Source organism: Bradyrhizobium sp. DN3, assembly GCF_041357655.1.
Taxonomy (GTDB): domain Bacteria; phylum Pseudomonadota; class Alphaproteobacteria; order Rhizobiales; family Xanthobacteraceae; genus Bradyrhizobium.
This window is the reverse complement of record NZ_JAULLN010000002.1, coordinates 108300-134630: the sequence shown is the minus strand read 5'-3', so window position 1 is coordinate 134630 and position 26331 is coordinate 108300. Positions and strand designations below refer to the sequence as shown.

The window sequence follows — 26331 nt, the reverse complement described above, 5'->3', positions numbered from 1 at the left end:
CGATTCGCGACGGGATCGCCGACTCTCATCCTTTCACCGGGGCGATTCGTGGCGACATATCTGGACACGCTCAATGCGGAGCAGCGCCGCGCTGTCGAGCATGGCGTGGCCGAAGGCACGACCGTGGGCGCCCCCCTGCTCGTCATTGCCGGTGCCGGCTCCGGCAAGACCAACACGCTCGCCCACCGCGTCGCGCATCTGATCGTCGCAGGCGCCGATCCGCGCCGCATCCTGTTGATGACATTCTCCCGCCGCGCCGCGGCCGAGATGGCCGGCCGGGTCGAGCGCATCGCCCGAAAAGTGCTGGGCGAGAACAACGCGGCGATCATGCGCGATGCGCTCACCTGGGCCGGCACCTTCCACGGCATCGGTGCGCGGCTCTTGCGCGAATATGCCGAGCGCATCGGCGTCGATCCCGCCTTCACCATCCACGACCGCGAGGACTCCGCCGACCTGATGAACCTGGTCCGGCACGAGCGCGGGTTGTCGAAGACCGAGAGCCGCTTCCCCGCCAAGGGCACGTGCCTGTCGATCTACTCGCGCTGCGTCAATGCCGAGATGGAGATCGAGAAGGTGTTAGGGGTGCATTATCCCTGGTGCGCCGGCTGGGCCGCCGAGCTGAAAGGCCTGTTCGCGGCCTATGTCGAGGCCAAGCAGGCCCAGCATGTGCTCGATTACGACGATCTTCTCCTCTACTGGTCGCAGATGATGAGCGATGCGCTGATCGCGGAAGAGATCGGCGGCCGCTTCGATCACGTGCTGGTCGACGAATACCAGGACACCAACCGCCTGCAGTCCTCGATCCTGCTGGCGCTGAAACCTGATGGACGCGGGCTCACCGTGGTCGGCGACGACGCACAGTCGATCTATTCGTTCCGCGCGGCCACCGTGCGCAACATCCTGGAGTTTCCGCAGAGCTTCTCGCCCCGCGCCGAGATGATCACGCTCGACCGCAACTACCGCTCGACCCAAGCGGTGCTGGCGGCGGCCAACGGCGTCATCGGCCTTGCGCGCGAGCGCTTCACCAAGAATCTCTGGACCGACCGCACCTCGACGCACAAGCCGCAGCTCGTCACCGTGCACGACGAGGCCGACCAGGCCCGCTACATCGTCGAACAGGTGCTCGTCAATCGCGAGCAAGGCGCGCTGCTCAAGCATCAGTCGGTGCTGTTCCGGACCTCCTCGCATTCCGGGCCGCTGGAGATCGAGCTGACCCGCCGCAACATCCCCTTCGTCAAGTTCGGCGGGCTGAAATTCCTCGATGCCGCGCACGTCAAGGACGTTCTGGCCCTCTTGCGCTTCGCCGAAAACCCGCGCGACCGCGTCGCGGGCTTCCGCATCCTGCATCTGTTGCCCGGCATCGGACCCGCAACCGCGCAGCGCGTGCTGGACCAGATGGCGGAGAGCACCGATCCGCTCGCCGCGCTCGGCCAGCTTCCGGTGCCAGCTCGCGCCGGCTCCGATTGGACCGACTTCGTCCGCACGACCCAGAATTTGCGCTACTCGGAATGGCCGGTCGATCTCGAACGCGTGCGGCTGTGGTACGAGCCGCATCTCGACCGCATCCACGAGGATGCCGAGACGCGGCGCGCCGATTTGATGCAGCTCGAGCAGATCGCGAGCGGATATGCCTCGCGCGAAAAGTTCCTGACCGAGCTCACGCTCGATCCACCCGATGCGACCAGCGACAAATCCGGGCCGTCCCTGCGCGACGAGGACTACCTGATCCTCTCCACCATCCATTCCGCCAAGGGCCAGGAGTGGAAGTCGGTGTTCGTGCTCAACGTCGTCGACGGCTGCATGCCGTCCGACCTCGGCGCCGGCACCAGCGCCGAGATCGAGGAGGAGCGCCGCCTGCTCTATGTCGCGATGACGCGCGCCAAGGACGATCTCCACCTCGTGGTGCCCCAGCGCTTCTTCGTCCACGGCCAGGCCGCCAAGGGCGACCGCCACGTCTACGCCTCGCGCACCCGCTTCATCCCGGAGCAGCTGGTCTATCTGTTCGAGCGCACCGCCTGGCCGAAGGCCGCCGCCGGCGCAGCCCGCACCGCGGCGCAGGGCCCGAAGATCGATATCGGCGCGAAGATGCGCGGGATGTGGCGGTAAACACAAGAGGCCAGCCTCGGGACCTGGCAGAGTAGCTCGAACAACAGAGGTCCGACATGAAAGCCGTCGTCGTCGAGCAATACGCCCCGATCGATCAGATCGAGCTGAAGGAGATTTATCCGCCCGTCATGGAGCCGGGACAGTTGCGCATCCTGGTGGAGGCGACGGGAATTGGCTTTGTCGACGGCTTGAAGATCGAAGGGCGCTATCAGACCAAGGATCCCTTGCCCTTCATTCCCGGGACGGAGTTCGCCGGGATCGTGAGCGAAGCGCCTGGCAGGCCGGGTGGCTACCAGCCCGGCATGCGCGTGATGGGAATGACGCGGTCGGGCGCGCTCGCCGAAGAGATCGTCGTCAACCCCGAAGCGGTCTACCCCTTGCCGGACGGCATCGCGCCCGAAGTCGCAGCGTCGTTTCGCGCCAATTATCTGACCGCGCTCTACGCCCTGAGCGCGCGAGCCATGCTGTGCGCAGGCGAGCAACTGCTCGTGCTGGGTGCGGCCGGCGGCACGGGAATCGCGGCAATCCAGGTTGGCAAACTGCTTGGCGCGCGCGTCATCGCAGCGGCATCGACATTGGAGAAGCGCGAATTCGCGCTAGCCCACGGCGCCGACGCAGCGATCGATTATACGCAGGCCGGCTGGCGCGACACGTTCAAGGAATTGACGGGCGGACATGGCGCCGACGTGATCTTCGATCCTGTCGGGGGCGAGATCTCAGTACAGGCCTTTCGATCCATCGCCTGGCGCGGGCGCCATCTCGTGGTCGGGTTTGCTGCCGGCGCCATCCCCGCACTGCCGTTCAATCTGCCGCTGCTGAAAGGCGGCGCTTTGCTCGGTGTCGACCTCGCGCAGATTCCGGTGCGCGAGCCCGACGTGCAGAAGCGCCTGATGTCGCAACTGACGGGCTGGCTCGCCGACGGCCAGCTGAAGCCCGTGGTCGGTCGCGTCTTCGCGCTTGAGGATTTCCGGGACGCGTTCAGGACCATGCAGACGCGCGGGGCGCTCGGCAAAATGGTCGTGCGCATCGCGAAATAGCACGCACAAACGGACACCGGACGAAGATGCCCGTGATGCGGCGGCAACTACGCGTTCAGCCTGTCGAACTGGACCCTGCCCGCCTTCATCACCAGCGGAATGTGCTCGCCCTGGCCGAGCAGGCAGGAGACGTCGCGCAGCGGATTGCCGTCGACCACCAGAACGTCCGCGATGGATTCCGGCACGATCCGGCCGAGCTTGCCTTCCATGCCGAGCACCTCGGCGCCGATCAATGTCGCGCTGGCAATGACGGCGCGCGGACCGAGTATCTCGGCGCGGATGCGGAATTCGTCGCTCTGGAGACGCTGGGACGGGCCAAGCAGGTCGCTGCCGAACCCCATCTTGACGCCGGCGTCGCGGTAGATCGCGAGGGAACGCAGACCGGCGTCGCGAACATCGGCGATCTTGGCCACGCTCTCGGGCGGCAGACCGTATTGGGCGCCCTCGTTCGCCAGCGCTTCATAGGTGACGAGCGTCGGCACCACATAGGCGCCCTTCTCGGCCATCAGGCGCGCGGTCGGAGCATCGACCAGATTGCCGTGCTCGATCGTGCGCACGCCGCAGCGAACGGCGCGCGCGATGGCAGCAGCGGTGTAGGCATGGGCCAGCACATAGGTCTGGCGCCCGTGCGCCTCCTCGACGATGGCGCGGATCTCGTCCTCGGAGTAGCCGAAGGCGCCGACCGGATCGGTTGGCGAGGCGACGCCGCCGGACGCCATGATCTTGATCTGGTCGGCGCCCATCTGCAGCTCCTCGCGCGCCGCCTTGCGCACGCCGTCGACGCCGTCGGCAACGCGTGCCAGCGCGCCGACACGCACGCAGCAGGGACACGGCGCGTCGCTGGCGAGGTAATCCGAGCGCGCCCGCATGTCGCCGTGGCCGCCGGTCTGGCTCAGCGCACGGCCGGAGACGAACAGCCGCGGGCCGTCGGTCAGGCCGGTCTCGATCGCCTGTTTCAACGCATGGCCGGCGCCGCCGGCGTCGCGGACGGTGGTGAAGCCCCGCCGGAGCATGCCCCGCAGCAGCAGCGTCGAACGCAGCGTCACCAGCACGTTCGGCATGTGCACCTGCTGCGCCAGGTTGAGCTCGACCGCCACCGCATGAACATGCAGGTCGATCAGGCCGGGCATCAACGTCTTGCCCTTCAGGTCGATCGTCCGGTCGGCCGAGGCCTGGAGCGGCCGGTCGGAGACCTCCTTGATCAGATTGTCCTCGACCAGCACGTGATGTCCCCCCAGGAGGTCTGGCTGGAGTGGATCGAGCAGAGCGGCATTCGTGAAAAGCGTGCTGGGCATGGTCGTTTCCTGTCTGGTCAGGACTGTATGAGCAGCGCGGGCAGCGCGAGCTGGGCAAAGGGAAGACACGCCGCAACGTCGTCCTCGCGATACCAGCCTGACTCGTGGAGCAGGTTGAGCGAGCCGAGCGTGCGTCCGCGCCAGCGCACGGGCATATTGAGCACGCTCTCGCAGCCGAGCGAGGCGATCAGCTCGTGGTCGGGAAAGACGTTACGCAAATCATCCTGCGTGCGGCCGATATAGGCCTCGCCGCGATCGAGAACGGCCTCGGTCCACGGGCCCGGCGCCAGGCGCTTGCGTTCGCCGGTCGGATACGGGCCGGGGAGATTGGAATAGACCCGCGCTGCTTCGCCGCTGTCGCCGTCATAGGTCAGGATCGTGAACAGTTTGTGCCCAATCGACGATTTCAACGCGTCGTCCAGCGCCGAGAACAGGGCATTCGGCTGCTCCACCCTGCCCTGCGCGGCCGCCACATTGCAGAGCAGCGGATCGGCCTGGCGTCTCGCCTTCCTCATGCGACTTCACCCGCCGCAATCTCTTCCAACGAGCGGCCCCGCGTCCGCACGCCCATCAGGACAACGGTTACCGCGCCGATCAGCAGAACGCTGGTGGTGATGCCGAACACGCCGGCAAAGCCGAAATTGGGATAGAGATAGCCGACCAGGATCGGCGAGACGATCGCGCCGATGCGGCCGATCGCGGAAGCGAGGCCGGCGCCGGTGGTCCTGACCGGCGTCGGAAACACTTCCGCCGTATAGGCATAGACTCCCGCATAGGTGCCGTTCATGAAGAACGACAGGCAGATGCCCGCGAGCATGATCTGCTGGTCGCTGTGCGCGAACGCGAGTCCGAGCGCACTGGCGCCGCCGAGCACCATGTAGGACGCGATCGTCGCCTGCCGGCCGACGCGCTCGTTGAACCAGGCGGCGCTGAAATAGCCGGGAATCTGCGCGCAATAGATCGCGATCGAATAGGCGAAGCTCTTGGTGATGCTCATGCCGTTCTGGACCAGGAGGCCGGGAATCCAGACGAAGAAGGAATAATAGCTGAAGGTGATCGCCAGCCACATGATCCAGGTCATGATCGTGATGCGCGCCTGGCGGCCGGCGAGCAGCGCGGCGAAATTGGCTAGCAGCGTTCCCCCGGCGGCGGGCGGGCTGACCGCATCGACGACCGGCTGCGACAGCGCGTGACCCTCACGGGCGAATCCGGCTTCGATCCTGTCCAGCACGGCTTCGGCTTCCTTGCCCCTGCCCCGGCTCTCCAGCCAGCGCGGCGATTCCGGCAGCGCCCTGCGCCACCACAACAGCATGACGACCGGCACGGCGGTGATCACCAGCACGATGCGCCAGCCGTTTTCATAGGCGGGAACGATGAAGTAGCCGAGCAAGGCCGCCGCGACGAAACCGAAGGAGAAGAAGCCGGCCAGCGCGCCGGTGAAGCTGCCGCGGAAGCGCCGCGCCACGAACTCGGCGAGATAGGGCGCGATGATCGCGCTCTCGGCACCGGTGCCCATGCCGGCGACGACGCGGGCGGCGAAGAAGGATGGCCAGGTGTCCACCGTCGCGCTGACCAGCGATGCGGCGCAGTAGAGCGCCAGCGCCGACATCATCACCGCCCGGCGGCCGATCAGGTCGCCCAGCGTGCCCGCGAGCAACGCGCCGAACAGGAAGCCGATATAGGTGCTGCTGCCGAGCACGCCGATCTCGACGCTCGACAAATTCCAGGCCGTGCGCAGCACCGGCAGGATGAACGCCAATACGGCCGCGTCCATCGCGTCGAACATGTAGCCGAGCCCGCCCATCAACAGCAGATGCGTGTGGAAGCGCGCGAATGGAAGGCGCTCGATGCGCGCCGATATCATCGACATGAAAGTCCCCCTCGATTGTCACGGGCCCGGCGCGCCGCTCGGGAGGCAACCATAGACAAAGTGACATTATCGTCATAATTTATAATTATGATCTGATATATCACTGTGGTGAATGTTCGTGTCGTTCCGCGCGCTCGACCTCAACCTCCTGAAAGTCTTCGAGGCGCTGATGACCGAGGGCAGCGTCACGCGCGCCGCGAATGCGTTGCGGATGACCCAGCCCGCGGTCAGCAACGCGCTCGCGCGGCTGCGCGACGCGCTCGGCGATCCCCTGTTCGTGCGAGCCGGCACCGGCATCCGCCCAACCCAGCGCGCCGTCGTGCTGTGGGAGCCGATCGGCGAGGCCCTGGAAAGCGTGCGCGGGGCGCTCGACGAGCAGGTGTTCGATCCTGCACGTGCACAGACCGAATTCAGCCTGTCGATGTCGGACTACGTCTCATCGCTGGTGATGCCGAACCTGCTCGGCCATCTCGGCAAGGTTGCGCCGAAGTCGCGCGTCCATACCGTGCCCAATACTGTCGTCGAGATCGCCGACCAGCTCGAGGACAACAGGGTCGATTGCGTGCTCAGCGTCTATGTCAACGAAGCGCAGCAGCCGGCAGCCATTCGCTCGCGCTCACTGTGGACCGTCGACTATGCCTGCTTCATGCGGCGCGGCCATCCGCTCGCGTCCCAGAAACGGCTGAGCACGCGGACCTTCCTGAATGCGGGGCACGTCGATGTGAGTCTCGCCGGCAAGACCTTGCCGTCTTACGATCTCTTCCTGGCCTCGCGTGGCCTGTCGCGCAACCTGGTCGCGACCGTCAATCACTACAGCGCCGCCTACGAGGTCGTCCGCCAGTCCGACTTGATTGCCGTGCTGCCGAGCGACCTGCGCTCGCAATCCCGGCACGCGCCGTTCCTGCACGCCATGCCGCTTCCGCTTCGCGCGCCGCCGCGCATCGTCAGCCTGTTCTGGCACCAGCGCAACGACACCGTGCCGGCGCAACGCTGGCTACGCGAGACGCTGGTCGGGATGTTCGCCGACTGAACACGCACCTAACACCCCCCAAAAAGGAAACGGTGCGTTTCTCGAAGCAGCATTGTTGCGCCGGCATCAGCGGCCTAGCTCCACCGCAAACGATCCCTCCCTCAACGACAGGCGCCAGTTGCGCCCGCAGAGATCTCATCGATGACCGCACCGCTCGAATTCGGACTGGATACCTTTGGCGACGTCACCAAGGACGCCTCCGGCGCGACGCTTCCGCATGCGCAGGTGATCCGCAACATCGTCGATGAGGCCGTGCTGGCCGACGAGCTTGGTCTCGACTTCATCGGCCTCGGCGAACACCATCGCGCCGACTTCGCGATCTCCTCGCCCGAGACCGTGCTCGCGGCCATCGCATCGCGCACCAAGCGCATCCATCTCGGCTCGGCCGTGACGGTGCTGAGCTCGGACGACCCGATCCGCGTGTTCCAGCGCTTTGCCACGCTGGACGCGCTCTCGAATGGCCGCGCCGAGGTGATCCTCGGCCGCGGCTCGTTTACCGAATCCTTTCCGCTGTTCGGCTTCGATCTGCGCAAATACGAGGAGTTGTTCGAGGAGAAGCTCGACCTGTTCGCCGCGCTCTTGTCGCAGCAGCCGGTGACCTGGGAGGGCAAGCTGCGCCCGCCGCTGAAGGACCAGCTGGTCTATCCCCCTGTCGAGAACGGCACGCTGAAGACCTGGATCGGCGTCGGCGGCAGCCCGCAATCGGTGGTGCGCGCCGCGCATTACGACCTGCCCTTGATGCTCGCGATCATCGGCGGCGACCCTGCGCGCTTTGCGCCCTACGTCGATCTCTATCATCGCGCTTTCAAAGAGTTCGGCCGCCCGGCACAGCCGATCGGCGTGCATTCCCCCGGCTATGTCGCCGAGACCGACGAACAGGCGCGTGAAGAATTGTGGCCCGATTACAAGGCCCTGCGCGACCGCATCGGCAAGGAACGCGGCTGGCCGCCGATGGGCCGCGACGAGTTCGTCAGCGAAGCCGAGCACGGCTCGCTCTATGTCGGCTCACCCGAGACCGTTGCGCGCAAGATCGCCAAGACGGCGAAGGCGCTTGGCATTTCGCGCTTCCAGTTGAAGTATTCGGCAGGTCCCTTGCCGCACGAGAAGCTGATGCGTAGCATCGAGCTTTATGGGCGCAAGGTGGTGCCGATGGTGCGGGAGATGATCGGGTAAGTCTGCCTTCGGTCTACGACGTCGCGCCCTGCTTCATCAGCCCGAGCCTGCTTGCGCCGACATAGAGCGAGAGCACGGCGGCGTTGGAGACGTTGAGGCTCTTGATCTCGCCGGGCATGTCGAGCCGCGCCACGACGCTGCAGGTCTCGCGGGTCAGCTGCCTGAGGCCCTTGCCTTCGGCCCCTAGCACCAGCGCCAGCGGCTCACGCAGCGCGACGTCACTGAGGTCCTCACTGCCCTCGCTGTCCAGCCCGACGGTCTGAAAGCCACGCTCGTTCAGCGCGGTGAGCGCGCGGGCGAGGTTTTGTACGGTGATGAGCGGCACGAGCTCGAGCGCACCGGAGGCTGCCTTCGCGAGCACGCCGGTGGCTTCCGGACTGTGACGCGCGGTGGTGACGATCGCCTTCACCGCAAAGGCCGCGGCGGAGCGCAAGATGGCGCCGACATTGTGGGGATCGGTGATCTGGTCGAGCACCAGCACCATGCCTTCCTGCTTCAAGGTCTCGATGTCAGGCGAAGGCAGCGGATCGGCTTCCGCAAGCAACCCCTGATGCACGGCGTCTGGCGACAGCAGACGGTCGATCTCCTGGGGCCGGACGATCTCGGGCGCGATGCGGGTTGCGATGTTTTCGTCCGCGAGCCGCCTTGCCGCATTCTCGGTCAGCGTCAGCTTGCGGATCCGCCGCCGGGGGTTGGCGAGCGCCATCGTGACGGTGTGCCAGCCATAGAGGATGACAGGCCCGTCGGGGTGCGAATCGCGGTCGCGCCAGGCCGGCCGGCCGGCCGATTTCCCGGGCCTGTTGAAGGGCTTAGCCCCGCCGCGAGCCCCCTTGGGGCCGAATTTTCGATCCTTCATGGGCTCGCTTGTGTCACGGGTCCCCGAATATGGCAATTTCGGTGCCTTCAGGGGCGATTTTAGCTGTTCGCCTCGGTTGACTTTGCCCCACTGCTTCGCCCATAAACGCGCCCGGTCGCGCCCCGATCCGGGTTGTCGCGGCCTTCACGTTCCATGGCCGTCTTCGGTCCGCCGGCAAGGTCCGGCCCGATTGTGCTGCCGTCGAGCGGGGGAGTGTCCCGAGTGGCAAAGGGAGCTGACTGTAAATCAGCCGCCTCATGGCTTCGCAGGTTCGAGTCCTGCCTCCCCCACCAGCCTTCGCTCGCTTCGCGAACTTCGGCTGGGCAAGCCAACCTAGAACATCATTATGCGAAGCGAGCGAAGGCTGCCACGCCGTAGCAGGCGGGCTGACGGCCAAAAGCGCCGATCGCCACTACGTTCACACCAAAAAAGCAGAACGCCCGTCCGCATCACGCGAACGGGCGCCTCGTCGGCTCAACCGTTCAGAGATCAGTAATAGCGGCGCAGCACGCGATGGCCGCCGTAATACGGTGCGTGGCGATGAGCGTAGCCGTAGCGCGGACCGTAGCCGTAGTGCACGCGCGGCAGATAGCCGTAGCGCGGGCCATAGCCGTAGCGATACGGACGATAGTACGGGCGGTGATAGCGATAAGCGGCACGATAGCCGTAACCATAGCCATAATTGGCGGGCGCGACGACCGCGTCTTCACGATAGGTCGGATACGGCGCGAAGGCGCCCGGGCCTGTGTAGGTCGGCCCCTGGTTGACGTAATAATACTGCGTGGTCGGCTCGGCGAGGCGCTCATAGGCTCCATAGCCATAGCCGTACCCATAACCATAGCCGCCGCAGCCGGTGTTGCAGCCGGAATAGACCGGCGCAACCGGCGCGCACGTGGTGAAGCCGCAGGCCGCGGCGGGCGCGGTAGCGACGAACATCACGGCAGCCGCCGCGACCAGTCCCGAAATCATCTGACGCATTACTCTCTCCTGTTGATTTCCGTTTTTTGGGTTTTCACGTTTGCTAACCCGGCGGCTTGCCGGGGATCTCTGTATGCGGCCGTGGCCGAGGGCGCCGAGGATGGTCGTTGATCTCGGGCGCGAGGATCACTGGCGGCGGATTGACGGGCACGTCCATCTGCGGCGGCAGCGGCGCGGACGACGCGCCCCAGCTCTGGTGGTAGCTCTCGGCCGGCTTGGGCAATTTGCGGTTCGCAGGCGGCTCGACCTCGAGCCGGCCGTAGCCGGGCCGCAGGCCCAGCGTCGGATAATAGTGGCCGACGTCGTCGGGCTGCCGCTCGGCGATATAGCGCCCGCCATAGATCGTGGGCTGCACCTGCTGGTTCTTGCCGAGGCCCCAGACACCCTCGACGACGCTGTAGGACGCGTCGATATTGTTGATGATGATCGGCACGCCGGGACGGCCGGGAACGACGATATCGAAGCCGCCGTCGGCAAGCGCCGTCGCAGGCAGTCCGATCAGAAAGGCAGCGAGCGCCGCAGCGCGCATGAGGGGCCCCGGTTATCCGGCGACAACCTATCCGATAGCGACGCAGAGAGGGTTAAGGCCCGCTCACCAATTTCCGGTAAGCCTAATGTGCAAGGATTGCGCGGTGCTCAAATGCTGCAAAGCGCACTAGCGAAGCGTTAACGGCATCGAGCGCACCGGCCGGAACCACCCGTATGCTCACATCCGTTTGACCGTCCAGCTGCGAAAATCGACCGGTTTCACCGGAACGTCCGGCGCGCTCGGCATTTAGCCCCCGTTCAACCACAACGGGAGCCAACAATCATGAACATCAAACTCCTCGGCGCCGTCGCGATCGCGACCACCACTCTCGCGGGCCCCGCGATGGCACAGGCGGTGGTCAACAATCCTGCCCGCTGCTCGGCCCAGTTCCCGAATGCCAACTGCCAGAACCTCGGACCGGGAAACCCGTACACCGACAGGGGTTATCGCCATCGCCGCATGTCTTATCGGCAGACCAACAACGGCGACTGGAATAACGATTGGAACAGGAGCCGCACCGGCTTCTGGCCGACCGATGTCGCGGCGGGCGTAGCCGGTGCCGCGATCGGCACCGCGGGCGCGATCGCAACCGCCCCGTTCCGCGCCTGGGACAATTCCTACGCCTACGATCGTTCGTGGGACAATCGCGGCTGGGACACCCGCACCTATGCCCAGCGTAACGGCTTCGTCTGCACGCCCGGCACCTGGTTCAAGGGCGACGACGGCCGCCGGCACATCTGTCAGTAAGCGGCTCACATCGAACACGACCCATCAGGCGGCCCGCAAGGCCGCCTGATTCATGCCTTGCGACGGCGATCGCGGTTCTGGCACTTTCCGACCAAGTCTGATATTGCGGCGCGCAAGGGTGGACGACCGGGTGGACGGCCCCGGCATGTGCCGGCCCTGCCCGCTTTCTCAGGCGTCGCCGGCTTAGCTCAGCGGTAGAGCAGCGGTTTTGTAAACCGAAGGTCGGGGGTTCAATCCCCTCAGCCGGCACCATTGGTTTAGCCGACACCGCGTCGTGGCCTGACGTGCTATGTCGAACCTGCAATCGACCCGGGCGGCAAAGCTTCCACCGCCCTCCGCGACCGCGGATCGAAGCCTGTCAATTGCCACGGCTCCTTATTCATCGGCGACCACCGCAAGAACTAAATCATCGGTTTGCCGTTATCCTTGAGCTATAGAGCCGTCTCGCGGAGGTCTAGCGATGGACCCGAATGATCGGGTAGCCTTAGCCCTATCCGCTGTCGCCTTGGCCATCGCCATTGTGGTTGCATCGACAGTCACGTTAGAGCGCGTCAATACCCGTACCGCCAGCAACGACGCACCTCCCGGAACGGTAGGACTCGCCAGGCCTCACCCGCCACTGGACCGTGCTCCCGGTGAACCGATACAGACGTCAGGAGCGTCGTCCAACGCAAGTCATCGGCAGCGTCCTTGACCGAACACCGGCCGCGCCGGCATCTGCCTGTGCCTCAGCTTGAACTCTTGCGCGCGCTGCCCTGTTCGAAGTGCGCGACGCCGGCGCCACCGATCTCGACCCAGGCATGTTTCGATTGCTCGAACACCGATCTGACGGGCGCCGGAAAATCCGGATCCGCGATGGCGCCGACGGCAACGCCGATCATGTCAGGCAGATTGTCAGCCTTCCAGCAGACCGTCGAGCCGCAGTCGGCGCAGAAATAGAAGCGGACCTCGCCGCCGCTTGCGGCGGCGCGAGCGTACTGCTTCGGCGCGCCGGAGATCGTGACGTCTTCGACAGGGTAGAACGCACCGACGCCGAACGGCGCTCCGGTTCGCCGCTGGCAGTCGATGCAATGACAGGCCGCGACCAGCCTGGTCGGTCCCGGAAGCGAAAGTGAAACAGCACCGCAACTGCATCTGGCATCGATCATCGGACATCCTCCAGCCGCCAGAGCCCGAGGCTCTTGTCGCGCCAGCCGCCACCGCCCTCCTCGCAACGCTCGTTGATCAGCGCGTGCGGCGCCGGCCAGGCGAACGGCGGCTTCTCCATATTCAGCGCCCGCCAGTCGCCGTCCTCGCAATCGCGATTTGCATCCCATTCCGGAAAGGTGGTGGCCAGCAGCAAGCGCGCGCCGCTCTCCCGGAATCGCGCGAGGGTGCGATCGATATTCGCAAAGCTCAGATGCACCAGACAGTCCCGGCAGAGAATGACATCCGCACGCGGCAGTGCATCGCGCGTGATGTCGGCAACGAGAAACCGGCCCGACGACCCACCGCCTGCCACACGCCGGCGGTTGGCCTCGATCAGCGACGGCACGATGTCGATGCCGGTGTAATCGACATCGAGCTTCAGGCGGCCGATCCATCCGGCATCGCCGCAGGGCGCATCGAGCAGCGAGCGCGCGCCGAGCCGTTGCAGCAGTGGAGCAAGCGTCTCCCGGATCGCGGCGGTCGCGGGGTCCTCCGAGCCGAGGCCCGACACCGAGGTGGCCGCGCCCCAGAGGTTGGTCCGCTCGATCCGCTCGAAGCGGGCCGCGAGATCGAGGCCGGCGAAATTCTCGCGGTCGGCGAGGAAACGTTCGTGGGCGAGCACGGGAGGACGAGTGGAGATCATCGGACTAGGCTCAAATCAAGTCGCGAGCCCAGTGTACAGGCGATCCGTTGCCTCCGGAATCGCCTGTATTTTCGCTCAGGCCGGCTTCTGCCACTCCATGACGTGGAAGAAGGGCACGCGGCGATGACGGGCAACCTGCTCGGGACTGCCGCCCGTTGGCTGCGGCTCGACGAACAGGCGCAACTGGAGACCGTGATCGAGCAACATCGTCATGTAGGTGCTGAGCGGACGGTGCCAGTTCCGGATCCGGATGCCGTGCCAAGCGGCCCAGATCGGCCGCTCCTGCATATAGTGGTCGATCGCGAAGCGCCACGGGCCCTCGCCATCACGCGTCCAGCCGTCCGGCTGGCCAGCGGTGTTGAAGCTCGTCAGGTTGGCGATCAGTAGCGTGCCACCCGGGCGCAGCACCGCCACCATCCTGGCGATCGCCGCACCGAGATCGGGCATGTCGATCAGACTGAGATAGCTGACGACTAGGTCGAAGCTCGCATCGAGCTCCATCGTCTCGGCGCGGCCGAGCCGATAGTCGCCATCCGGGTCCAGCTCGCGGGCGCGCGTGAGCAGCGCCTCGGTCGGATCGATGCCGGTGGTACGGATGCCGGCGCGCTGCATGATGCGGCAAAAGCGCCCTTCTCCACAGCCGACGTCGAGCGCATTGCGAAAGCCGCGCCCTTCGATTCGCTCTCTCATCGGCGCGTCCAGCACGAAGCGGCGACCATAGTCGCCATCTTGCCCCTGCTCGACGATCCAGGCAGCCGCGGACGCGGCCCAGCCGTCGCTGACGTCCTCGTTCATAGGCAGACCTACAGGAATGGAGGTTGGCCGCGCGCAGCGCGGGCGCAGTTACTGAGCACAGATTGGATCAGAGTTCAACATGAGGTAGCAAGTGCATACGATGCGTTCCACCACGCTCAAAGAGAAAGCCAGGATCGCCGCCGGTGCGGTTACGGCCATCGTGATGACGGCCGTGCTGTTTGCAATCGCAATGGGGTTTCTGCTGGCGCTATAGATGGCATCGGCACCGCGGGCATACGCCGCCGCCCAAGCGCACCAGGCGCACACGGCCCGCCGGAATTTTCGGACTTCACCATTCAGGTAGTCGCCATCGCTTGGCCGCGTTGGGCGGACTTGTAGGCGGCCGCTCCGATAGGGTCTGACCGGAACCAAAGCCCTGCGTCATGGGTTCTCGATCCATGCGGATCAGGGAAGAAAACCGAAACATGTTTTTGCTGGCGACGGTGACGCTGTGCTGTGGCGCCGTGGCCGGCACAGTTGCGCTGTTCGAACCGGCGTCGTCACCTGATCCTGCGAAGCAGGTGGCCCAGCGGATGGCGACCGACGTCAGCGCTCAGAAGACACCGGTTCGAGTGGTCGGCGCGCCGTTCGAGCCCAACGTCAATCCGCGCCAGCGCTAGCCATCACTGCGGCGATATCTCCTTGCCCTTTTCGGGCCGGCCGTGGGCACGCGCCAATTCCTCGACGAACGCGATCACCTCCGCCCGCTTGTCGGGCGGCAGCGACAGGAATGCGCGGACGAGCCTCAAGCCCTCCGCTTCGTCCATCCGTTTGTCTTCGGCATTCATCCGACCAATGTCGGGCGATCGGGAAAAATATGCAATCCCCTTTACAAACGGACCCTTGATTCGGCGCGGCCGCTTTGTTGGAATGGGGTGCGACTGAGGTGGATCATGAAGTGGATCAGGGAACGCGACGCACTGATCGCGCAGACACTGGCCTTCGTCCAATCGGTGACCGGCAAGAAGGATGACGTCCTTCAGCCGGGCGCGCCGTCGGATTCGCCGGCGGCGACCGTCGAGATCGTCGCCGTCGAGGCCGTCACCGCCGAGATCGAGCCACCCCAGCCCCCTCCGCAGCCTCAGCCCGTCAAGCTCCCGCCGGCGCGGGCAAGCGGCGATTTCCGCAGCGAGATGCAGGCCCGGATTGCCAATTTCCGCAAGCATCAGGAGCGGTTCGAGCGCGAGCGCGAGGAATATTGCGCGGCCACCCTGACCAAATTGCGCGCCGCCATCCGCGCCCCCTCCCTCCGTCCACCGGCCGAAAAGTAGGGCCGGCTCTCCAGTCGGGGGCCTACAGCCAGAACCACACCAGCCAGAGATTGGCCGCGCAGGCGCCAAACAGCGCCAGCGTCAGGGGCAGGAGCATGTGCCCGCAGGAGGTTTTCAGGTCGCTCGTCATGGCCGAAAACATCCGCTGATTCCGGCCGGAGAGTCCCAGGGATTCTTTTTTTTGGGATTCAGGACTCATTAAGGACTCAGGGCCCTATCACCCTGATCACGGCGCCGTGATCGGCCGCCGGCCGGAACCCCTCACCCGCAAAGTCGTTAACGGGCTTTCCTGGAGTGGGAAGAATGCCCTACGCCCTGTTCTGCAACGAGGCCCAGATCAGCAAGGCCTACCCGAGTGAGTCCGACGTCTGGAAGCTCGCGCAGCGAAGTGGCCTCGTCGTCGACGTGATCGCGGACGACGAGCAGCGGGGACCGCGCCGGGTGCTCGACAACGACTACGAGATTGCGCCCTGCCAGGCAGCCCAGGGCGAGGACCCCGCCAAGAACAAGGCCGAGGCCGACCAGCAGTCGAGGATGGAGCTCGAGCTGTTATCTTGAGTCAGGGGGTCGCGGTCGCGAGAGATGCCTGCTCGCCCGCCAGGGCCACGCAGGCCTTCCGGCGATGCAGCCCCCGGATCGCGCCGGTGACCTTCAGTACCTTGCCCGACGGACAGGAAGCGTCCTTGACGAAGGCGACCTCATAGGGCGCCAGCATCAGAGGTTCGGATTTGAGGATTGTCTGTGCAGAGCACGGCAGGCAGGTGAAGCACGAGAGCACCACTGCCGACACAAAGATACGCATGTCCGTCGTCCCACCAGCCCGATAATTCTCATATAACGCGTTGAGGAGCGCGAGTTCCGTAAATCGCAAAAATTATTTTTGCTTTACCCCGGCCCCATGACGCGCGTGAGAAGGCGCGCCCGCACTGTTTGCAAGCAAATGACGCGCCAGATGGTTCACGCAAAGCAAACGGAAGGCCGGCAATCAGGATCCTGACAAACGAAAGGCCGGCGGGAGCCGGCCTTTGTCAGATCCTGGTCGTGGGCGGTAGGTCAGTAGCGCGCGGCCGCCGGCCCGCCCCAGCCGAACCGGTAGTTCACACCGACCTTGACGGTATGTTCGTCCTCCCGGCCACGAACGCCGACGATGTCGGCCGGGCCGGAGGTGAAGGTGGTGCTGCCAAAGTTGTAATACTGGTACTCGGCCTTGGCCGACCAGCTCGGCGCGAACATGTATTCGAGGCCGGCGCCGACGGTGTAACCGTCCTTGCTGTTGCCGGTGGTGGTGAAGGTCTGCGGCACCCCGGCGATGTTCACGCCAAGGCCGTTATTGCGCCAGGCATAACCGCCCTTGGCGTAGAGCAGCGTCGGTCCCCAGGTGTAGCCGATGCGACCGGTCACCGACCCGAGCTGGTCGGTGTTGGACGTCACCTGCGTGCCCAGCGGAAACGTGACGCCGTTGTTGTTGGTTGGCAGCCAGGAATACTGGGCCTCGATACCCACCACCCAATTGGGCGCGAACTGGTAGTCGAAGCCGCCCTGCACGCCGCCGAGGAAGCGGGCGTCGCTCGACTGGAAGCTGTTGTCGCCGGCGAAGGCGCCGCCAACATGGCCGCCGATGTAGAAACCGGTCCAATTGTAGATCACCTGCGGCGGCGTATAGGCCGGCGCCTTGGTGTAGGTACGCGGCTGCATATCGGCAGCAGCGGCCGGCGCGGCCAGCGCCAGCAGCGCGACTGCTCCGAGCAAAAACCTCTTCATGATCATCCCCGTGCTTTCAAATTCGACCCTCAGCAAACAACGTGGCGTGAATTTGGTTGCTTCGCGACGATGCCGGAACGTTGATCGTTCGTTACTGTGACGGGGTGGCAACAGCGCGATTTTGTTCCGTCACGTCGCCTTGCGCTGGCTGCTCTCGTCGCCTGCGCAGGGCCTGCCGTGAGGGTTTGTCGCGAGACGAAACCGCCCCGTTCAAAGCTCGCCAAAACGTGATCCAGCGGCTCCGGCGTGGACTGTCCTATCACCAGGCGATGAAGGCGGGCTTTGCGCTACCGCGTCATCTTTTCCAGTTCCGGAAAGGGTGCGTAAACCGCACCGGCACAGAGCTCGCTCGTCCGATCGACGACGCGGTCGCTCCGCCCGTTGACGAAGATCACGGCGCGCTCGCGCATGCCCTTGTAGCTGCCATCGGTCTCGCGCGGGGTGAAGTGCAGGCAGCTCACATAGAATTGGCGCCCACCAACCTCGCGCTGCACCGGATCAGCCATGCTGGCGTCGCGCACTCCGACCGGATTGTTCAGATAGCTGCGCATCAAGGCCAGCGTGTCGCCGCGGAAATTGTCGGGAAACGGCTGCGGCCCTCCGGCCTGGGTCCCACCCAACAGCGTTGGACGGTCACCGTCGCTGCCGAAACAAGCCGCAAGCGCCAACGGCAACGCCAGGATCACCGCACATCTCGCCAATCGCCCCACAGGCCCCGCTCTCCGCTCGATCAGATTCGAAGATGTTCTAGCCCCAAGCTTCTACGAACCCAAGCCCGCACGATCCCAACCCTGCATGAAGGGAGCTCGCCTGCAGCGGCGCAACGACGCACCGGCCCGCCGCCGACACCTCGAGCTTTCGCACGAGGCACGGCGAACGGACCGGGCCTGAATTCCGCACGCGGCGGCGGGGCAATGCCAGGGATGCCGCCGCGCGGGAGATCAGTCGTCAGTTGCGCTTGTCCGATGTCGCCGGCTTGGTCACGTCCGGCTGCGCCTTCAGCGACTCCTTGGCCGTGACCTGCTTGTGGTGATGGCGATGCTTGCGCACGGACTTGTGCTCGGCGGGGGTGACGGCAGCGTTGGCGTTCATCGCCTTCGACTTGGTGTCCACCTTGGCGTCCGCCTTGACGTCGGAAGCCTTCGTGTCGGCCTTGACGCCCGCATCCGGTTTGACGGCAGTGTTGGCTGCCTTGGTCTGACTCTGATCCGCCTTGATCACCGGCGCGGTCGTGGTGGTCTTGCCGGCCTCAGCGGCGAAGGCCGGGGCTGCGATCACGGAAGCGGCGAGCAAGGCTGCGGAAATGGTCTTCAACATGGTGGTCTCCTCTTGGAAGGATCTTGAGGCGGCGCCCTCTCGTCACCTCTTCGATCGTAGGTGGGAGCCTAGGGGCCGCGCACTGAACCCGGTCTGAAGGCCGCTGCAGGCTTCCGTTCATCTCGATGACAAGTTTGTCATCTGCGGCAGGACGAATAGATCGTGCGAAGCGGGAATGTTTTCGCCCCATGGGTGTTCCGGTCTTCGGGCAATCGTGTAGGATCGCCACGTTCCATACCGGAGAACTTAGATGCGCAAACTCTCAATGCTTGTTGTGCCGGGACTTGTCGCCATGACGCTGGCGGCTGCGCCGGTGCTGTCCAGCGCCTATGCCGCGGGCAGCGACGAGCCCTCCTCGCCGCCGAAGTCGGACAGCTCGTCCAAAAAGGGCAAGAAGAAGAGCTCCTCCGTCAGCGATCCCAAATTCCTGGCGGCCTATCGCACCGCTTATACTGCGATCTACGACCGCCACGACTACACGGGTGCGATCGACCAGCTGAAATCGCTCAAGCGCGACGACGTCGCCGATGTCGCAAACCTGATCGGCTACTCCTATCGCAAGCTCGGCGATTACCAGTCGTCGAAGGCCTATTACGAGCTGGCGCTGAAGGATGATCCGAACCACGTCCGCACCTGGCAGTATTACGGCCTCTGGCAGCTCGAGCAGGGCAACCGCGAACAGGCGCAGTATCACCTCAACAAGATCGCCTCGCTCGCCGGCACCGACAGCTCCGAATATCGCTCGCTCGCGTCCGCGCTCGATAAGCCGACCGGCGCGACGCTGGTCTACTGAGCCGTCCGTCTACTGAGACCTCGCATCTTTGAATGAATTGAACGGGCACAACCTTGGGGTTGTGCCCGTTCTACTTTCTCGGCTAGCTTCCCGCACCAAATCTTTCCCTCGCAAATTGGTGCGCAATGGACCCGTGGCTGCGATCCGCGATCGATTACATTAGCTCCTGGATCGAATTCCAGCTGAGGACCATCCAACAGCCCGGCGTCATCGTCGCGTTCGCCCATCGCGGCGAGGTCGTCGCCGAGCACGCATTCGGCCTTGCCAATCTCGACACCGGCGAGAAGCTCACGCCCCGTCATCGCTTCCGCATTGCCTCGCACTCGAAGAGCTTCACCTCAGCCGGCACCATGAAGCTGCGCGAGCAGCGCAAGCTCCGGCTCGACGATCCCGTGGGCCAATATGTCGGCGGCCTGCATCCGCGCGTCGCCGAAACGACGATCGCACAACTGCTCTCGCACAGCGCGGGACTGACGCGCGACGGCGCCGATTCGGGCCAGTTCATCGACACCCGCCCCTATCTCAACGCGAACGAGCTGCTCGCGGAATTGAAGCTGCCGACCGCGGTCGAACCCGGCACGCGCTTCAAATATTCCAACCATGGTTTTGGCCTGCTCGGTCTCGTCATCGAGGCCGTGACGAAGGAGCCTTACCCCGCCTGGATCAAGCGCGAGATCGTCGAGCCGGCCGGCTTACGTGAGACCGAACCGAATGCCCCCCTTGCCAAAGGCAAGCCATTCGCGTGCGGCCACACGCGAAAAGTGCCGTTCGGCGAGCGCTGCGTGATCCCCGGCGACAATCCCGCGCACGCGATGGCCTCCGCCGCAGGCTTCGTCGCGACCGCCGGCGACACCGCCCGCTTCTTCGCGCAGCTCGCACCCAATGCGAAAAAGAGCGTGCTCTCGGTCGCGAGCCGCCGCGAGATGACGCGACACCATTGGCGCATCCCGCAGAGCTTCGAGGGCTATTACGGGCTCGGCGTCAACGCCGGCAAAACCGACGGCTGGGACTGGTTCGGCCATGGTGGCGGTTTCCAGGGCTACATCTCCCGGACCTGCTCCATTCCTGATTGCGAGCTCGCGATCAGCATCCTCAGCAACTCCATCGACGGCGCAGCGCCGTTCTGGATGGACGGCGCGCTGCAGATCCTGCGCGTGTTCAAGACACGCGGCGCGCCGGACCGGCGCGTGCGCGACTGGACCGGCCGCTGGTGGACGATCTGGGGAGCCACTGATCTCGTGCCCGCGGGCAACCGCGTGCTCGTCGCCAATCCGCAGTTCAATAACCCATTCATGGATGCCGCCGAGATCGAGATCACCGGCCGCGACACCGGCAAGCTCGCTTGGGCCGCCGGTTACTCCAGCCATGGCGAGCCTGTCCGTCGTGTCCGCGACAAGCGCGGGAGGATCAGCGACATCTGGATCGCCGGTGCCAACGTCAAGCCGGAAAAAGTCGTCGCCCGCGAGATCGGCCGTCGATATCAGCCGCGCAAGCGCCGACCTATTTAGCCGGAGCATGATCCTATCGGAAAACCGCTACGCGCTTTTCCGGATCATGCTCTATTCCCTGATCAACGTCTCGACCTCACTCCGCAACGCCTGCCGCGAGCCGTCGCGCGAATAGAACATGTGGCCGCCGGGATAGACGACGAATTTCACGCGTTGCGTGACGAAGGCCGGCAACTGGTCGAGCACCCGCTTCGATCCGAAATAGGGCGTGGCGAGATCGAACAGGCCATGCGCGACCAACACGTTCAGCTTCGCATCGGTGGCGAGAATCTGGCGCAGCTCCGACACCGATTGCGGCGGGTTGAGGCCGCGGCCGAAATCCCAGTGCCCCTCGACGCTGCCGTTCAGGACTTCGTAGGAGCCGTCCGGCCGCCAGTTGAGCTTGCGTGTCAGCACGTCGACCGCGGCACTTGTGAGCGGCGCCCGCAGTGCATCGCCGGAGGGGTCGCCAAAGCGCGAGCTGCCGGAATCCGGATAGGGATCGAAGCCGCGCACGGAGCCGTCGTAGCGTCCCGTCACCTTGCCGTTCTTGCGATCGAACTCGCGGCGGAATTCACCGACGTCGAACCGGCCGGCGAGCCTGCGGCTCACCGCCTGGTCGATACCGGTGAGCTCGGCGACTTTGTCGGCGAGCCGGTTGGTCGCACCCTTGTCCGCCTCGCCCTTGACGAGATCGGCCAGGAATTCGCCGCGCGCATAGGCCTCGACGTCGGCGAGATCGGCGCGCGTGACCGGTCCCTTGGCCTCGCGCGCGACCGCGACATAGCTCGGCAGTGTCGCGACATATTGCAGCAGGCTCGTGCCGGCGAACTCGCGGAAGTCGAACAGCGGCGAGACCAGGATCAATCCCCTGACGCCGACGCCATGCTGGAGCTGCAACTGGCGCACCACCTTCGGTCCGCGAATGCCGCCATAGCTCTCGCCCGCGACGTATTTCGGCGAGGTCAGCCGGTCGTGCTTCTCGAGCCAGCGACGGATCACGAGCGCGATCGAATTGACGTCGCCGTCGACGGAATAGAACGACTTGCGCGCGTCCTCGCCGCTCGCAACGAAGCGGCTGTAGCCGGTGCTGACAGGATCGATGAAGACGAGATCGGTGAAGTCGAGCCAGGTCTCCGCGTTCGGCTTCACCTCGGGCGGGGCCGACGGCGACAGGGCTTCGCCGTCGAGCGGCAGCCGCCACGGCCCCGCGGCGCCGAACTGCAGCCATGCCGAGGACGCGCCCGGCCCGCCGTTGAACAGGAACGTCACCGGCCGCGTCGCGCGGTCGGCACCATCAAGCTCGTAGGACGTATAAGCGATGTCGGTCAGCGGCTCGCCCTTGCCGTCGAACACCCGGATCGAGCCGGCGGTCGCGGCGAAGTTGAGCGTCCGGCCAGGCAGTTCGAGCGTCTGCCTCGTGGTCGAATCCGGCGGCAGACGGTGCAACTCGGCCGCCGACGGCGAAGCCGGCGCAGTGCTTTGCGCGCCACCGCCACGCCCGCCCTTCTGTCCGGCTGGTGACGCCGCCTCGGAGCGGGGCTGCGGCGGATCATCCGCGCGCGCCAATCCCGCGAGCCCGAAAGCCGAAACCGCCAGCACCAGCATCGCGTGGCGGAGCACCGGCAAACTCAAAACCATGATCGTTCTCCGTGCCCGGCTCTGAAAGCCGGTGCGTGCCGAAAGGCTAGCGCAAAATTGCGTCGGTTTGGGGGACCATCGGTCCGGCGGCGCCTGGAAAGGCCGACCGGGCTTGAAACGACCCTGTTTTGTCCTGAACCCGGCGGTCGCCCGTTTGCCTTGAAAGGCGGTCCTCCTCGACAATCGAGGCCCAGGTCGTATAGACGAGCCGGGCGGAACTTACTCGAGCCAGCGGCACCTGCCCGGGAAGCCATGACCAAGCCCTCGCGATACGACCGGATCGCCTTCGTCGCCAGCCCGAGCAGCGAGGCGCAGTCCGCCTTCGCCCAGCTCACCCGGGACTATGGCAATTGCGACCCCAGGGAAGCCGATGTCGTCGTCGCGCTCGGCGGCGACGGCTTGATGCTCCAGACGCTGCACCAGAACATGCACACGGGAAAGCCGATCTACGGCATGCACCGCGGCACGGTCGGCTTCCTGATGAACGAATACTCGACGCACGATCTGCGCAGGCGGCTCGAGGCGGCGCATGAATCCGAGATCAATCCGCTCCTGATGCGCGCGACCGACGTCAACGACCGCGTCCACCTGCATCACGCCATCAACGAGGTCGCCCTGTTCCGGCAGACCTATCAGGCGGCACGCTTAAGGATCCTGATCGACGAGCGTGAGCGCATGTCCGAGCTGATCGCTGACGGCATCTTGGTGGCGACGCCGGCGGGATCGACGGCCTACAACCTGTCCGCCCAGGGGCCGATCCTGCCGATCAACGCCGCGATGCTGGCGTTGACGCCGATCAGCGCCTTCCGCCCGCGCCGCTGGCGCGGCGCGCTGCTGCCCAACACCGCCTATGTCGTGATCGAGGTGCTGGAAGGCGACAAGCGCCCCGTCGCGGCGGTCGCCGACCACGACGAGGTGCGCGACGTCCTCCGGGTCGAGGTCCTCTCCGACAAGACCATCTCGATGCGGATGCTGTTCGATCCCGGTCACAGCCTGGAAGAGCGGATTCTGCGCGAACAGTTCGGCTATTGAGCCGCCGGCCAGCCCCGTCCGGAGAGCCGATCGCAACCCTTCATTAACCCCCGCCACGATATGGTTAACGAAGGTTGACCGCTTTGGCCCGGGCGTCATGTTCCGTATCGACTTCAACAAGCTGCGCTTCCTCGTCTGCGACGACAATCCGCACATGCGCCGCATCCTGCGGACGCTGCTGCATTCGTTCGGCGCACGCGAAGTCTACGAGGCCGAGGACGGCGCCACGGCGCTGGAAATGTACAGCCATTACGTGCCCGACATCGTCATCACCGACTGGGCGATGCCGATCTTCGACGGGCTCGAGCTCGCGCAGATGATCCGCCAGCCGGAGTCGAAGGGAAATCCCTACGCGCCGATCATCATGCTGACCGGCCATTCCGAGAAGCGCCGTGTCACGGTCGCGCGCGATGCCGGCGTCACCGAATTCCTGGCCAAGCCGATCTCGGCCAAGGGGCTCTACCAGCGCATCCTCAACGTGGTTGCCAATCCCCGCCCCTTCATCAAGACCAAGACCTATTTCGGCCCGGACCGGCGCCGCAACACCAACTCCGCCTATATGGGCCCGGAACGCCGCGTCGGCGAAAAGCACGAGGTGCTCCAGCAGCCCTCGTTGCTCGACAAGGCCCGCTCCTCCATCTAGCGCACACGAGGCAGGCATCATGGCGAAGAACAGCGCAAAGGACATCGAGGTCACGGCCTTCGCCACGCATCACGTCATCAGGCAGCCCAATCCCTTGCGAAAAGTGCTGCGCCGGGTCGAAGAAAAGGACTTGGACGATCCGGTCGCCCGTGCCGAGCAAGCGCTGGCGGGCCTGTCCGGCGAATTCAGGAACTGGATGACGATCGAGGTCCAGAGACTGTCCGCCGCCTGGACCGCCGTGCAGCAGGATGGCTTCACCAAGAAGCTGCGCGACGAACTGTTCCACGCCGCACACGACATCAAGGGCGATGCGGCGACGTTCGGCTTTGCTTCGGCAGCCGGAATCGCCGAGAGCCTGTGCCGCGTCATCGAGCATGCACCGGATCTTTCGAAGGTGCCGGCCGAGTTGTTCACGCACCACATCAACGCGATCCTCGCCATCGTGCATGAGAACACCAGGCTCGACAGCATCAGCGTCTCCGCCGAGCTCAGCCGGCGCCTGCGCAAGGTCGCCGACGAATATCTCGCCCACGTCAACCGCGACCGCCCCGAGCATCTCGAGGTGATCCTGGCACCAAGCATTGCGCCGACGGAGTAAGGGCTCAGCTCTTTCCTCTCGCAATGATGGAGTTTGGGGCTTCGCCTCCGCTCTATCGACACGATCAGAATCGTAGGGTGGGCAAAGCGGAGCGTGCCCACCAATCAACGTGACCTGTGCGAAGAGGTGGTGGGCACGGCGCGATGCGCCTTTGCCCACCCTACGGCGTCTCGTCAGGCCGCAATCAGATCATCATAGACCGGATCGATCATATCATCCGCGACGAGCTCGTCGCAGAACAGTCGTGCCTCTTCGCGCGCAGACTCGGTGGCGAAGCGGCGGAGCAGGACCATCAGCGGTTCGGTGGCGCCGCGGTCCGTCTCGCAATGAGTGAGCACGCGCTCGACCATGCGCCGGCGCAGCCGCGCCGCACCATCATCACTGTCGACGAAGCCCTGCTCGTGGCAGGCATCGAGCGCGACCTGGAATGCCGCGAATGTCGCCTCGGGCAGCCCCGCGCGGCGGAGTAGCGCGTGCAGGCTGTTGCCGCCACGGTCGTGCAGCAGCGCCGAGACGCGCGCCAGCGGCAGATCGGCGAGTTCAGCGAGCGCCGCATCGAACAGGTCGAGATTGCTCGACAGCAGCGCCCGCAGAATCAGACCCGCGGTGAGCTGGCCGGTGATGCGCAGGTGCCGCACCAGGCCCTGCATGTCCTCGCCACGCGAGCGCGCCGCGATGTTCATGGTGGAGCGATCGCGCGCCTCGATCGTGATGCGCTCGGCACGGTCGGCACTCAGCCAGTTCCGGGCCACGACGAACTGCGCAAGGGTCTCGGAAAGCTTGGTCACCAGCGCCGCGCGCGTTGCGGCCGGCAGATCCTCCAGCACCAGCATCGCCTCGCGGATCGCGGCGAGATGGCCGTGGCGCTCGACGATGCGATTCCAGGAGAACGGCGCGAGCTCGGCATGGGGATTTTCGATCAGCTCCAGCGCCGCAGCCGCGCAGCCGACCTCTGCGATGGCGGCACAGACCGATACCGGCAGCGCGATACGGCGGGCGACCGCGCACTGCACCTCGTCATTGCCGGTGGCGACGATGTCGACGAGATCGGCATCGATCAGCAGCGGAGAATGTTCGAGCACGGGCAGCGCCACCGTCGGCTGATCCGCCGACAGCGCCCGCACGATTGCGGCCGGCGCCTCGGTGCTGCGCGCAAAGGCCTCGGCCATCGCCTGCCGCACCAGCGGCGAGGGATCGTCGAGCAACATCAAGAGCGCGCCTTCGGCGGCGACGCGATCGTCATGAGAAAGGTCCGAGATCAGCCAGGCCCGGGCCAACGCCCGCGTCGCCTCGGCCCGCTCGCCGGCAGACGCCGTCCTGATCCAATTAATGAACTGCCGAACAATCATGGTGCTTCCGGCTTACGCAACGAAAACGAAAAATGGTGACGGCTTGTCACCTGCAACACAAAATAAACCACGACGCTTAACAAAGCGTTCACCATAACTGGCTGGTTTTATTGACGTTTTGTTAAGGGAACAAAGGCTCGGCGTCCGGGACACGAGAGAGCGCGAGCCCTCGCCTACGCTCCGTCATTGCGA

The 26331-nt window shown here is 65.2% G+C and carries 30 protein-coding genes and 2 tRNA genes; 15 read left to right on the top strand and 17 right to left on the bottom strand.

Going from position 1 to position 26331, the window contains the following annotated elements:
• The first annotated feature begins 48 nt into the window (after positions 1-48).
• On the top strand, positions 49-2106 hold the full coding sequence (locus tag AAE027_RS03940; RefSeq protein WP_370985585.1) for an ATP-dependent helicase: 2058 nt from the start codon (positions 49-51) through the stop codon (positions 2104-2106).
• A 56-nt stretch (positions 2107-2162) separates the two neighbouring features.
• Positions 2163-3143: an NADPH:quinone oxidoreductase family protein gene (locus AAE027_RS03935; protein WP_370985584.1), complete on the top strand. Its 981-nt coding sequence runs from the start codon at positions 2163-2165 to the stop codon at positions 3141-3143.
• Between the two features lie 47 nt (positions 3144-3190).
• Here the strand turns inward: AAE027_RS03935 and AAE027_RS03930 are convergent, their stop codons facing one another.
• From AAE027_RS03930 to AAE027_RS03920, 3 genes are read right to left on the bottom strand one after another with little or no spacing between them, the layout of a single operon-like run.
• Complete coding sequence (locus AAE027_RS03930; protein ID WP_370985583.1) at positions 3191-4438, bottom strand: metal-dependent hydrolase family protein; 1248 nt, start codon at positions 4436-4438, stop codon at positions 3191-3193.
• Between the two features lie 17 nt (positions 4439-4455).
• Positions 4456-4953, bottom strand: a complete 498-nt coding sequence (locus AAE027_RS03925) for a GAF domain-containing protein (protein WP_370985582.1) — start codon at positions 4951-4953, stop codon at positions 4456-4458.
• Positions 4950-6308, bottom strand: a complete 1359-nt coding sequence (locus AAE027_RS03920; protein WP_370985581.1) for an MFS transporter — start codon at positions 6306-6308, stop codon at positions 4950-4952. Before AAE027_RS03920 ends, AAE027_RS03925 begins: the two co-directional genes overlap by 4 nt.
• A 112-nt stretch (positions 6309-6420) precedes the next feature.
• Here AAE027_RS03920 and AAE027_RS03915 point away from each other — a divergent pair, with 112 nt between their 5' ends.
• Positions 6421-7338 (top strand): LysR family transcriptional regulator, encoded by a 918-nt coding sequence (locus tag AAE027_RS03915; protein WP_370985580.1) that lies wholly within the window; start codon positions 6421-6423, stop codon positions 7336-7338.
• Between the two features lie 141 nt (positions 7339-7479).
• Positions 7480-8511: an LLM class flavin-dependent oxidoreductase gene (locus AAE027_RS03910; RefSeq protein WP_370985579.1), complete on the top strand. Its 1032-nt coding sequence runs from the start codon at positions 7480-7482 to the stop codon at positions 8509-8511.
• Between the two features lie 13 nt (positions 8512-8524).
• On the opposite strand, the gene rlmB is transcribed toward AAE027_RS03910, so the two are convergent.
• Positions 8525-9367, bottom strand: coding sequence for a 23S rRNA (guanosine(2251)-2'-O)-methyltransferase RlmB (rlmB, locus tag AAE027_RS03905; RefSeq protein ID WP_164940296.1), 843 nt, complete (start codon positions 9365-9367; stop codon positions 8525-8527).
• A 207-nt stretch (positions 9368-9574) separates the two neighbouring features.
• Between rlmB and AAE027_RS03900 the strand changes: the two genes are divergently transcribed.
• Positions 9575-9660 (top strand) — tRNA-Tyr (locus AAE027_RS03900).
• 196 nt (positions 9661-9856) lie between these two features.
• On the opposite strand, the gene AAE027_RS03895 is transcribed toward AAE027_RS03900, so the two are convergent.
• Both AAE027_RS03895 and AAE027_RS03890 read right to left on the bottom strand, forming a co-directional pair.
• Positions 9857-10345 (bottom strand): hypothetical protein, encoded by a 489-nt coding sequence (locus AAE027_RS03895; RefSeq protein WP_091889333.1) that lies wholly within the window; start codon positions 10343-10345, stop codon positions 9857-9859.
• 43 nt (positions 10346-10388) lie between these two features.
• Entirely contained in the window at positions 10389-10874 is a 486-nt protein-coding gene (locus tag AAE027_RS03890; protein WP_370985578.1) for a hypothetical protein, read from the bottom strand.
• Positions 10875-11156: 282 nt separating this feature from the next.
• Between AAE027_RS03890 and AAE027_RS03885 the strand changes: the two genes are divergently transcribed.
• Both AAE027_RS03885 and AAE027_RS03880 read left to right on the top strand, forming a co-directional pair.
• Entirely contained in the window at positions 11157-11621 is a 465-nt protein-coding gene (locus tag AAE027_RS03885; protein WP_091889337.1) for a hypothetical protein, read from the top strand.
• Positions 11622-11798: 177 nt separating this feature from the next.
• A tRNA-Thr gene (locus AAE027_RS03880) sits at positions 11799-11873 on the top strand.
• Positions 11874-12349: 476 nt separating this feature from the next.
• Here the strand turns inward: AAE027_RS03880 and AAE027_RS03875 are convergent.
• The 3 genes from AAE027_RS03875 to AAE027_RS03865 all read right to left on the bottom strand — a co-directional run bounded on the left by AAE027_RS03875 (position 12350) and on the right by AAE027_RS03865 (position 14247).
• Complete coding sequence (locus tag AAE027_RS03875; RefSeq protein WP_370985577.1) at positions 12350-12769, bottom strand: GFA family protein; 420 nt, start codon at positions 12767-12769, stop codon at positions 12350-12352.
• Positions 12766-13452: a class I SAM-dependent methyltransferase gene (locus tag AAE027_RS03870; RefSeq protein WP_370985576.1), complete on the bottom strand. Its 687-nt coding sequence runs from the start codon at positions 13450-13452 to the stop codon at positions 12766-12768. The genes AAE027_RS03875 and AAE027_RS03870 overlap by 4 nt, the downstream gene beginning before the upstream one ends.
• Positions 13453-13527: 75 nt before the next feature.
• Positions 13528-14247, bottom strand: coding sequence for a class I SAM-dependent methyltransferase (locus AAE027_RS03865; RefSeq protein ID WP_370985575.1), 720 nt, complete (start codon positions 14245-14247; stop codon positions 13528-13530).
• Positions 14248-14672: 425 nt separating this feature from the next.
• Here AAE027_RS03865 and AAE027_RS03860 point away from each other — a divergent pair, with 425 nt between their 5' ends.
• On the top strand, positions 14673-14867 hold the full coding sequence (locus tag AAE027_RS03860; RefSeq protein ID WP_176945680.1) for a hypothetical protein: 195 nt from the start codon (positions 14673-14675) through the stop codon (positions 14865-14867).
• 3 nt (positions 14868-14870) lie between these two features.
• Here the strand turns inward: AAE027_RS03860 and AAE027_RS03855 are convergent, their stop codons facing one another.
• On the bottom strand, positions 14871-15014 hold the full coding sequence (locus AAE027_RS03855) for a hypothetical protein (protein ID WP_176945671.1): 144 nt from the start codon (positions 15012-15014) through the stop codon (positions 14871-14873).
• Positions 15015-15140: 126 nt separating this feature from the next.
• On the opposite strand from AAE027_RS03855, the gene AAE027_RS03850 reads away from it, so the two are divergent.
• Positions 15141-15518, top strand: coding sequence for a hypothetical protein (locus tag AAE027_RS03850; protein ID WP_370985574.1), 378 nt, complete (start codon positions 15141-15143; stop codon positions 15516-15518).
• 22 nt (positions 15519-15540) lie between these two features.
• On the opposite strand, the gene AAE027_RS03845 is transcribed toward AAE027_RS03850, so the two are convergent.
• On the bottom strand, positions 15541-15717 hold the full coding sequence (locus AAE027_RS03845; protein WP_370985573.1) for a hypothetical protein: 177 nt from the start codon (positions 15715-15717) through the stop codon (positions 15541-15543).
• A gap of 104 nt (positions 15718-15821) precedes the next feature.
• Here AAE027_RS03845 and AAE027_RS03840 point away from each other — a divergent pair, with 104 nt between their 5' ends.
• The gene (locus AAE027_RS03840) at positions 15822-16076 is read left to right on the top strand and encodes a hypothetical protein (protein ID WP_130212011.1); all 255 of its coding nucleotides are present in this window, start codon (positions 15822-15824) and stop codon (positions 16074-16076) included.
• Between the two features lies 1 nt (position 16077).
• On the opposite strand, the gene AAE027_RS03835 is transcribed toward AAE027_RS03840, so the two are convergent.
• The 4 genes from AAE027_RS03835 to AAE027_RS03820 form a co-directional block, all read right to left on the bottom strand.
• Positions 16078-16320: a DUF6719 family protein gene (locus AAE027_RS03835; RefSeq protein WP_027560017.1), complete on the bottom strand. Its 243-nt coding sequence runs from the start codon at positions 16318-16320 to the stop codon at positions 16078-16080.
• A 251-nt stretch (positions 16321-16571) separates the two neighbouring features.
• On the bottom strand, positions 16572-17279 hold the full coding sequence (locus AAE027_RS03830; RefSeq protein ID WP_370985572.1) for an outer membrane protein: 708 nt from the start codon (positions 17277-17279) through the stop codon (positions 16572-16574).
• A 287-nt stretch (positions 17280-17566) separates the two neighbouring features.
• Positions 17567-17962, bottom strand: a complete 396-nt coding sequence (locus tag AAE027_RS03825; protein ID WP_128940612.1) for a hypothetical protein — start codon at positions 17960-17962, stop codon at positions 17567-17569.
• 265 nt (positions 17963-18227) lie between these two features.
• The gene (locus AAE027_RS03820; protein ID WP_370985571.1) at positions 18228-18596 is read right to left on the bottom strand and encodes a His-rich protein BRANT; all 369 of its coding nucleotides are present in this window, start codon (positions 18594-18596) and stop codon (positions 18228-18230) included.
• A gap of 250 nt (positions 18597-18846) precedes the next feature.
• On the opposite strand from AAE027_RS03820, the gene AAE027_RS03815 reads away from it, so the two are divergent.
• Together AAE027_RS03815 and AAE027_RS03810 are read left to right on the top strand one after the other, a co-directional pair.
• On the top strand, positions 18847-19389 hold the full coding sequence (locus tag AAE027_RS03815) for a tetratricopeptide repeat protein (protein ID WP_370985570.1): 543 nt from the start codon (positions 18847-18849) through the stop codon (positions 19387-19389).
• A 125-nt stretch (positions 19390-19514) separates the two neighbouring features.
• Positions 19515-20897, top strand: a complete 1383-nt coding sequence (locus tag AAE027_RS03810) for a serine hydrolase domain-containing protein (protein WP_370985569.1) — start codon at positions 19515-19517, stop codon at positions 20895-20897.
• A gap of 51 nt (positions 20898-20948) precedes the next feature.
• On the opposite strand, the gene AAE027_RS03805 is transcribed toward AAE027_RS03810, so the two are convergent.
• Entirely contained in the window at positions 20949-22517 is a 1569-nt protein-coding gene (locus tag AAE027_RS03805; protein WP_370985568.1) for a S10 family peptidase, read from the bottom strand.
• A gap of 252 nt (positions 22518-22769) precedes the next feature.
• On the opposite strand from AAE027_RS03805, the gene AAE027_RS03800 reads away from it, so the two are divergent.
• The 3 genes from AAE027_RS03800 to AAE027_RS03790 all read left to right on the top strand — a co-directional run bounded on the left by AAE027_RS03800 (position 22770) and on the right by AAE027_RS03790 (position 24790).
• Positions 22770-23549, top strand: coding sequence for an NAD kinase (locus AAE027_RS03800; protein WP_091889359.1), 780 nt, complete (start codon positions 22770-22772; stop codon positions 23547-23549).
• A 97-nt stretch (positions 23550-23646) separates the two neighbouring features.
• Entirely contained in the window at positions 23647-24192 is a 546-nt protein-coding gene (locus AAE027_RS03795) for a response regulator (RefSeq protein ID WP_008549760.1), read from the top strand.
• A 19-nt stretch (positions 24193-24211) separates the two neighbouring features.
• The gene (locus tag AAE027_RS03790) at positions 24212-24790 is read left to right on the top strand and encodes an Hpt domain-containing protein (RefSeq protein ID WP_370985567.1); all 579 of its coding nucleotides are present in this window, start codon (positions 24212-24214) and stop codon (positions 24788-24790) included.
• Between the two features lie 173 nt (positions 24791-24963).
• Here AAE027_RS03790 and AAE027_RS03785 read toward each other — a convergent pair whose 3' ends face one another.
• A complete protein-coding gene (locus AAE027_RS03785; RefSeq protein WP_370985566.1) occupies positions 24964-26139 on the bottom strand; it encodes a DUF2336 domain-containing protein in 1176 nt (391 codons plus the stop codon).
• Between the last annotated feature and the right edge of the window lie 192 nt (positions 26140-26331).

Excerpts from the sequence above, each read along its gene's own strand:
- AAE027_RS03935 (WP_370985584.1), top strand. The coding sequence starts at position 2,163 with ATGAAAGCCGTCGTCGTCGAGCAATACGCCCCGATCGATCAGATCGAG.
- AAE027_RS03930 (WP_370985583.1), bottom strand. The coding sequence starts at position 4,438 with ATGCCCAGCACGCTTTTCACGAATGCCGCTCTGCTCGATCCACTCCAG.
- AAE027_RS03925 (WP_370985582.1), bottom strand. The coding sequence starts at position 4,953 with ATGAGGAAGGCGAGACGCCAGGCCGATCCGCTGCTCTGCAATGTGGCG.
- AAE027_RS03920 (WP_370985581.1), bottom strand. The coding sequence starts at position 6,308 with ATGTCGATGATATCGGCGCGCATCGAGCGCCTTCCATTCGCGCGCTTC.
- AAE027_RS03915 (WP_370985580.1), top strand. The coding sequence starts at position 6,421 with ATGTTCGTGTCGTTCCGCGCGCTCGACCTCAACCTCCTGAAAGTCTTC.
- AAE027_RS03910 (WP_370985579.1), top strand. The coding sequence starts at position 7,480 with ATGACCGCACCGCTCGAATTCGGACTGGATACCTTTGGCGACGTCACC.
- rlmB (WP_164940296.1), bottom strand. The coding sequence starts at position 9,367 with ATGAAGGATCGAAAATTCGGCCCCAAGGGGGCTCGCGGCGGGGCTAAG.
- AAE027_RS03895 (WP_091889333.1), bottom strand. The coding sequence starts at position 10,345 with ATGCGTCAGATGATTTCGGGACTGGTCGCGGCGGCTGCCGTGATGTTC.
- AAE027_RS03890 (WP_370985578.1), bottom strand. The coding sequence starts at position 10,874 with ATGCGCGCTGCGGCGCTCGCTGCCTTTCTGATCGGACTGCCTGCGACG.
- AAE027_RS03885 (WP_091889337.1), top strand. The coding sequence starts at position 11,157 with ATGAACATCAAACTCCTCGGCGCCGTCGCGATCGCGACCACCACTCTC.
- AAE027_RS03875 (WP_370985577.1), bottom strand. The coding sequence starts at position 12,769 with ATGATCGATGCCAGATGCAGTTGCGGTGCTGTTTCACTTTCGCTTCCG.
- AAE027_RS03870 (WP_370985576.1), bottom strand. The coding sequence starts at position 13,452 with ATGATCTCCACTCGTCCTCCCGTGCTCGCCCACGAACGTTTCCTCGCC.
- AAE027_RS03865 (WP_370985575.1), bottom strand. The coding sequence starts at position 14,247 with ATGAACGAGGACGTCAGCGACGGCTGGGCCGCGTCCGCGGCTGCCTGG.
- AAE027_RS03860 (WP_176945680.1), top strand. The coding sequence starts at position 14,673 with ATGTTTTTGCTGGCGACGGTGACGCTGTGCTGTGGCGCCGTGGCCGGC.
- AAE027_RS03855 (WP_176945671.1), bottom strand. The coding sequence starts at position 15,014 with ATGGACGAAGCGGAGGGCTTGAGGCTCGTCCGCGCATTCCTGTCGCTG.
- AAE027_RS03850 (WP_370985574.1), top strand. The coding sequence starts at position 15,141 with ATGAAGTGGATCAGGGAACGCGACGCACTGATCGCGCAGACACTGGCC.
- AAE027_RS03845 (WP_370985573.1), bottom strand. The coding sequence starts at position 15,717 with ATGAGTCCTGAATCCCAAAAAAAAGAATCCCTGGGACTCTCCGGCCGG.
- AAE027_RS03840 (WP_130212011.1), top strand. The coding sequence starts at position 15,822 with ATGCCCTACGCCCTGTTCTGCAACGAGGCCCAGATCAGCAAGGCCTAC.
- AAE027_RS03835 (WP_027560017.1), bottom strand. The coding sequence starts at position 16,320 with ATGCGTATCTTTGTGTCGGCAGTGGTGCTCTCGTGCTTCACCTGCCTG.
- AAE027_RS03830 (WP_370985572.1), bottom strand. The coding sequence starts at position 17,279 with ATGAAGAGGTTTTTGCTCGGAGCAGTCGCGCTGCTGGCGCTGGCCGCG.
- AAE027_RS03820 (WP_370985571.1), bottom strand. The coding sequence starts at position 18,596 with ATGTTGAAGACCATTTCCGCAGCCTTGCTCGCCGCTTCCGTGATCGCA.
- AAE027_RS03815 (WP_370985570.1), top strand. The coding sequence starts at position 18,847 with ATGCGCAAACTCTCAATGCTTGTTGTGCCGGGACTTGTCGCCATGACG.
- AAE027_RS03810 (WP_370985569.1), top strand. The coding sequence starts at position 19,515 with ATGGACCCGTGGCTGCGATCCGCGATCGATTACATTAGCTCCTGGATC.
- AAE027_RS03805 (WP_370985568.1), bottom strand. The coding sequence starts at position 22,517 with ATGGTTTTGAGTTTGCCGGTGCTCCGCCACGCGATGCTGGTGCTGGCG.
- AAE027_RS03800 (WP_091889359.1), top strand. The coding sequence starts at position 22,770 with ATGACCAAGCCCTCGCGATACGACCGGATCGCCTTCGTCGCCAGCCCG.
- AAE027_RS03795 (WP_008549760.1), top strand. The coding sequence starts at position 23,647 with ATGTTCCGTATCGACTTCAACAAGCTGCGCTTCCTCGTCTGCGACGAC.
- AAE027_RS03790 (WP_370985567.1), top strand. The coding sequence starts at position 24,212 with ATGGCGAAGAACAGCGCAAAGGACATCGAGGTCACGGCCTTCGCCACG.
- AAE027_RS03785 (WP_370985566.1), bottom strand. The coding sequence starts at position 26,139 with ATGATTGTTCGGCAGTTCATTAATTGGATCAGGACGGCGTCTGCCGGC.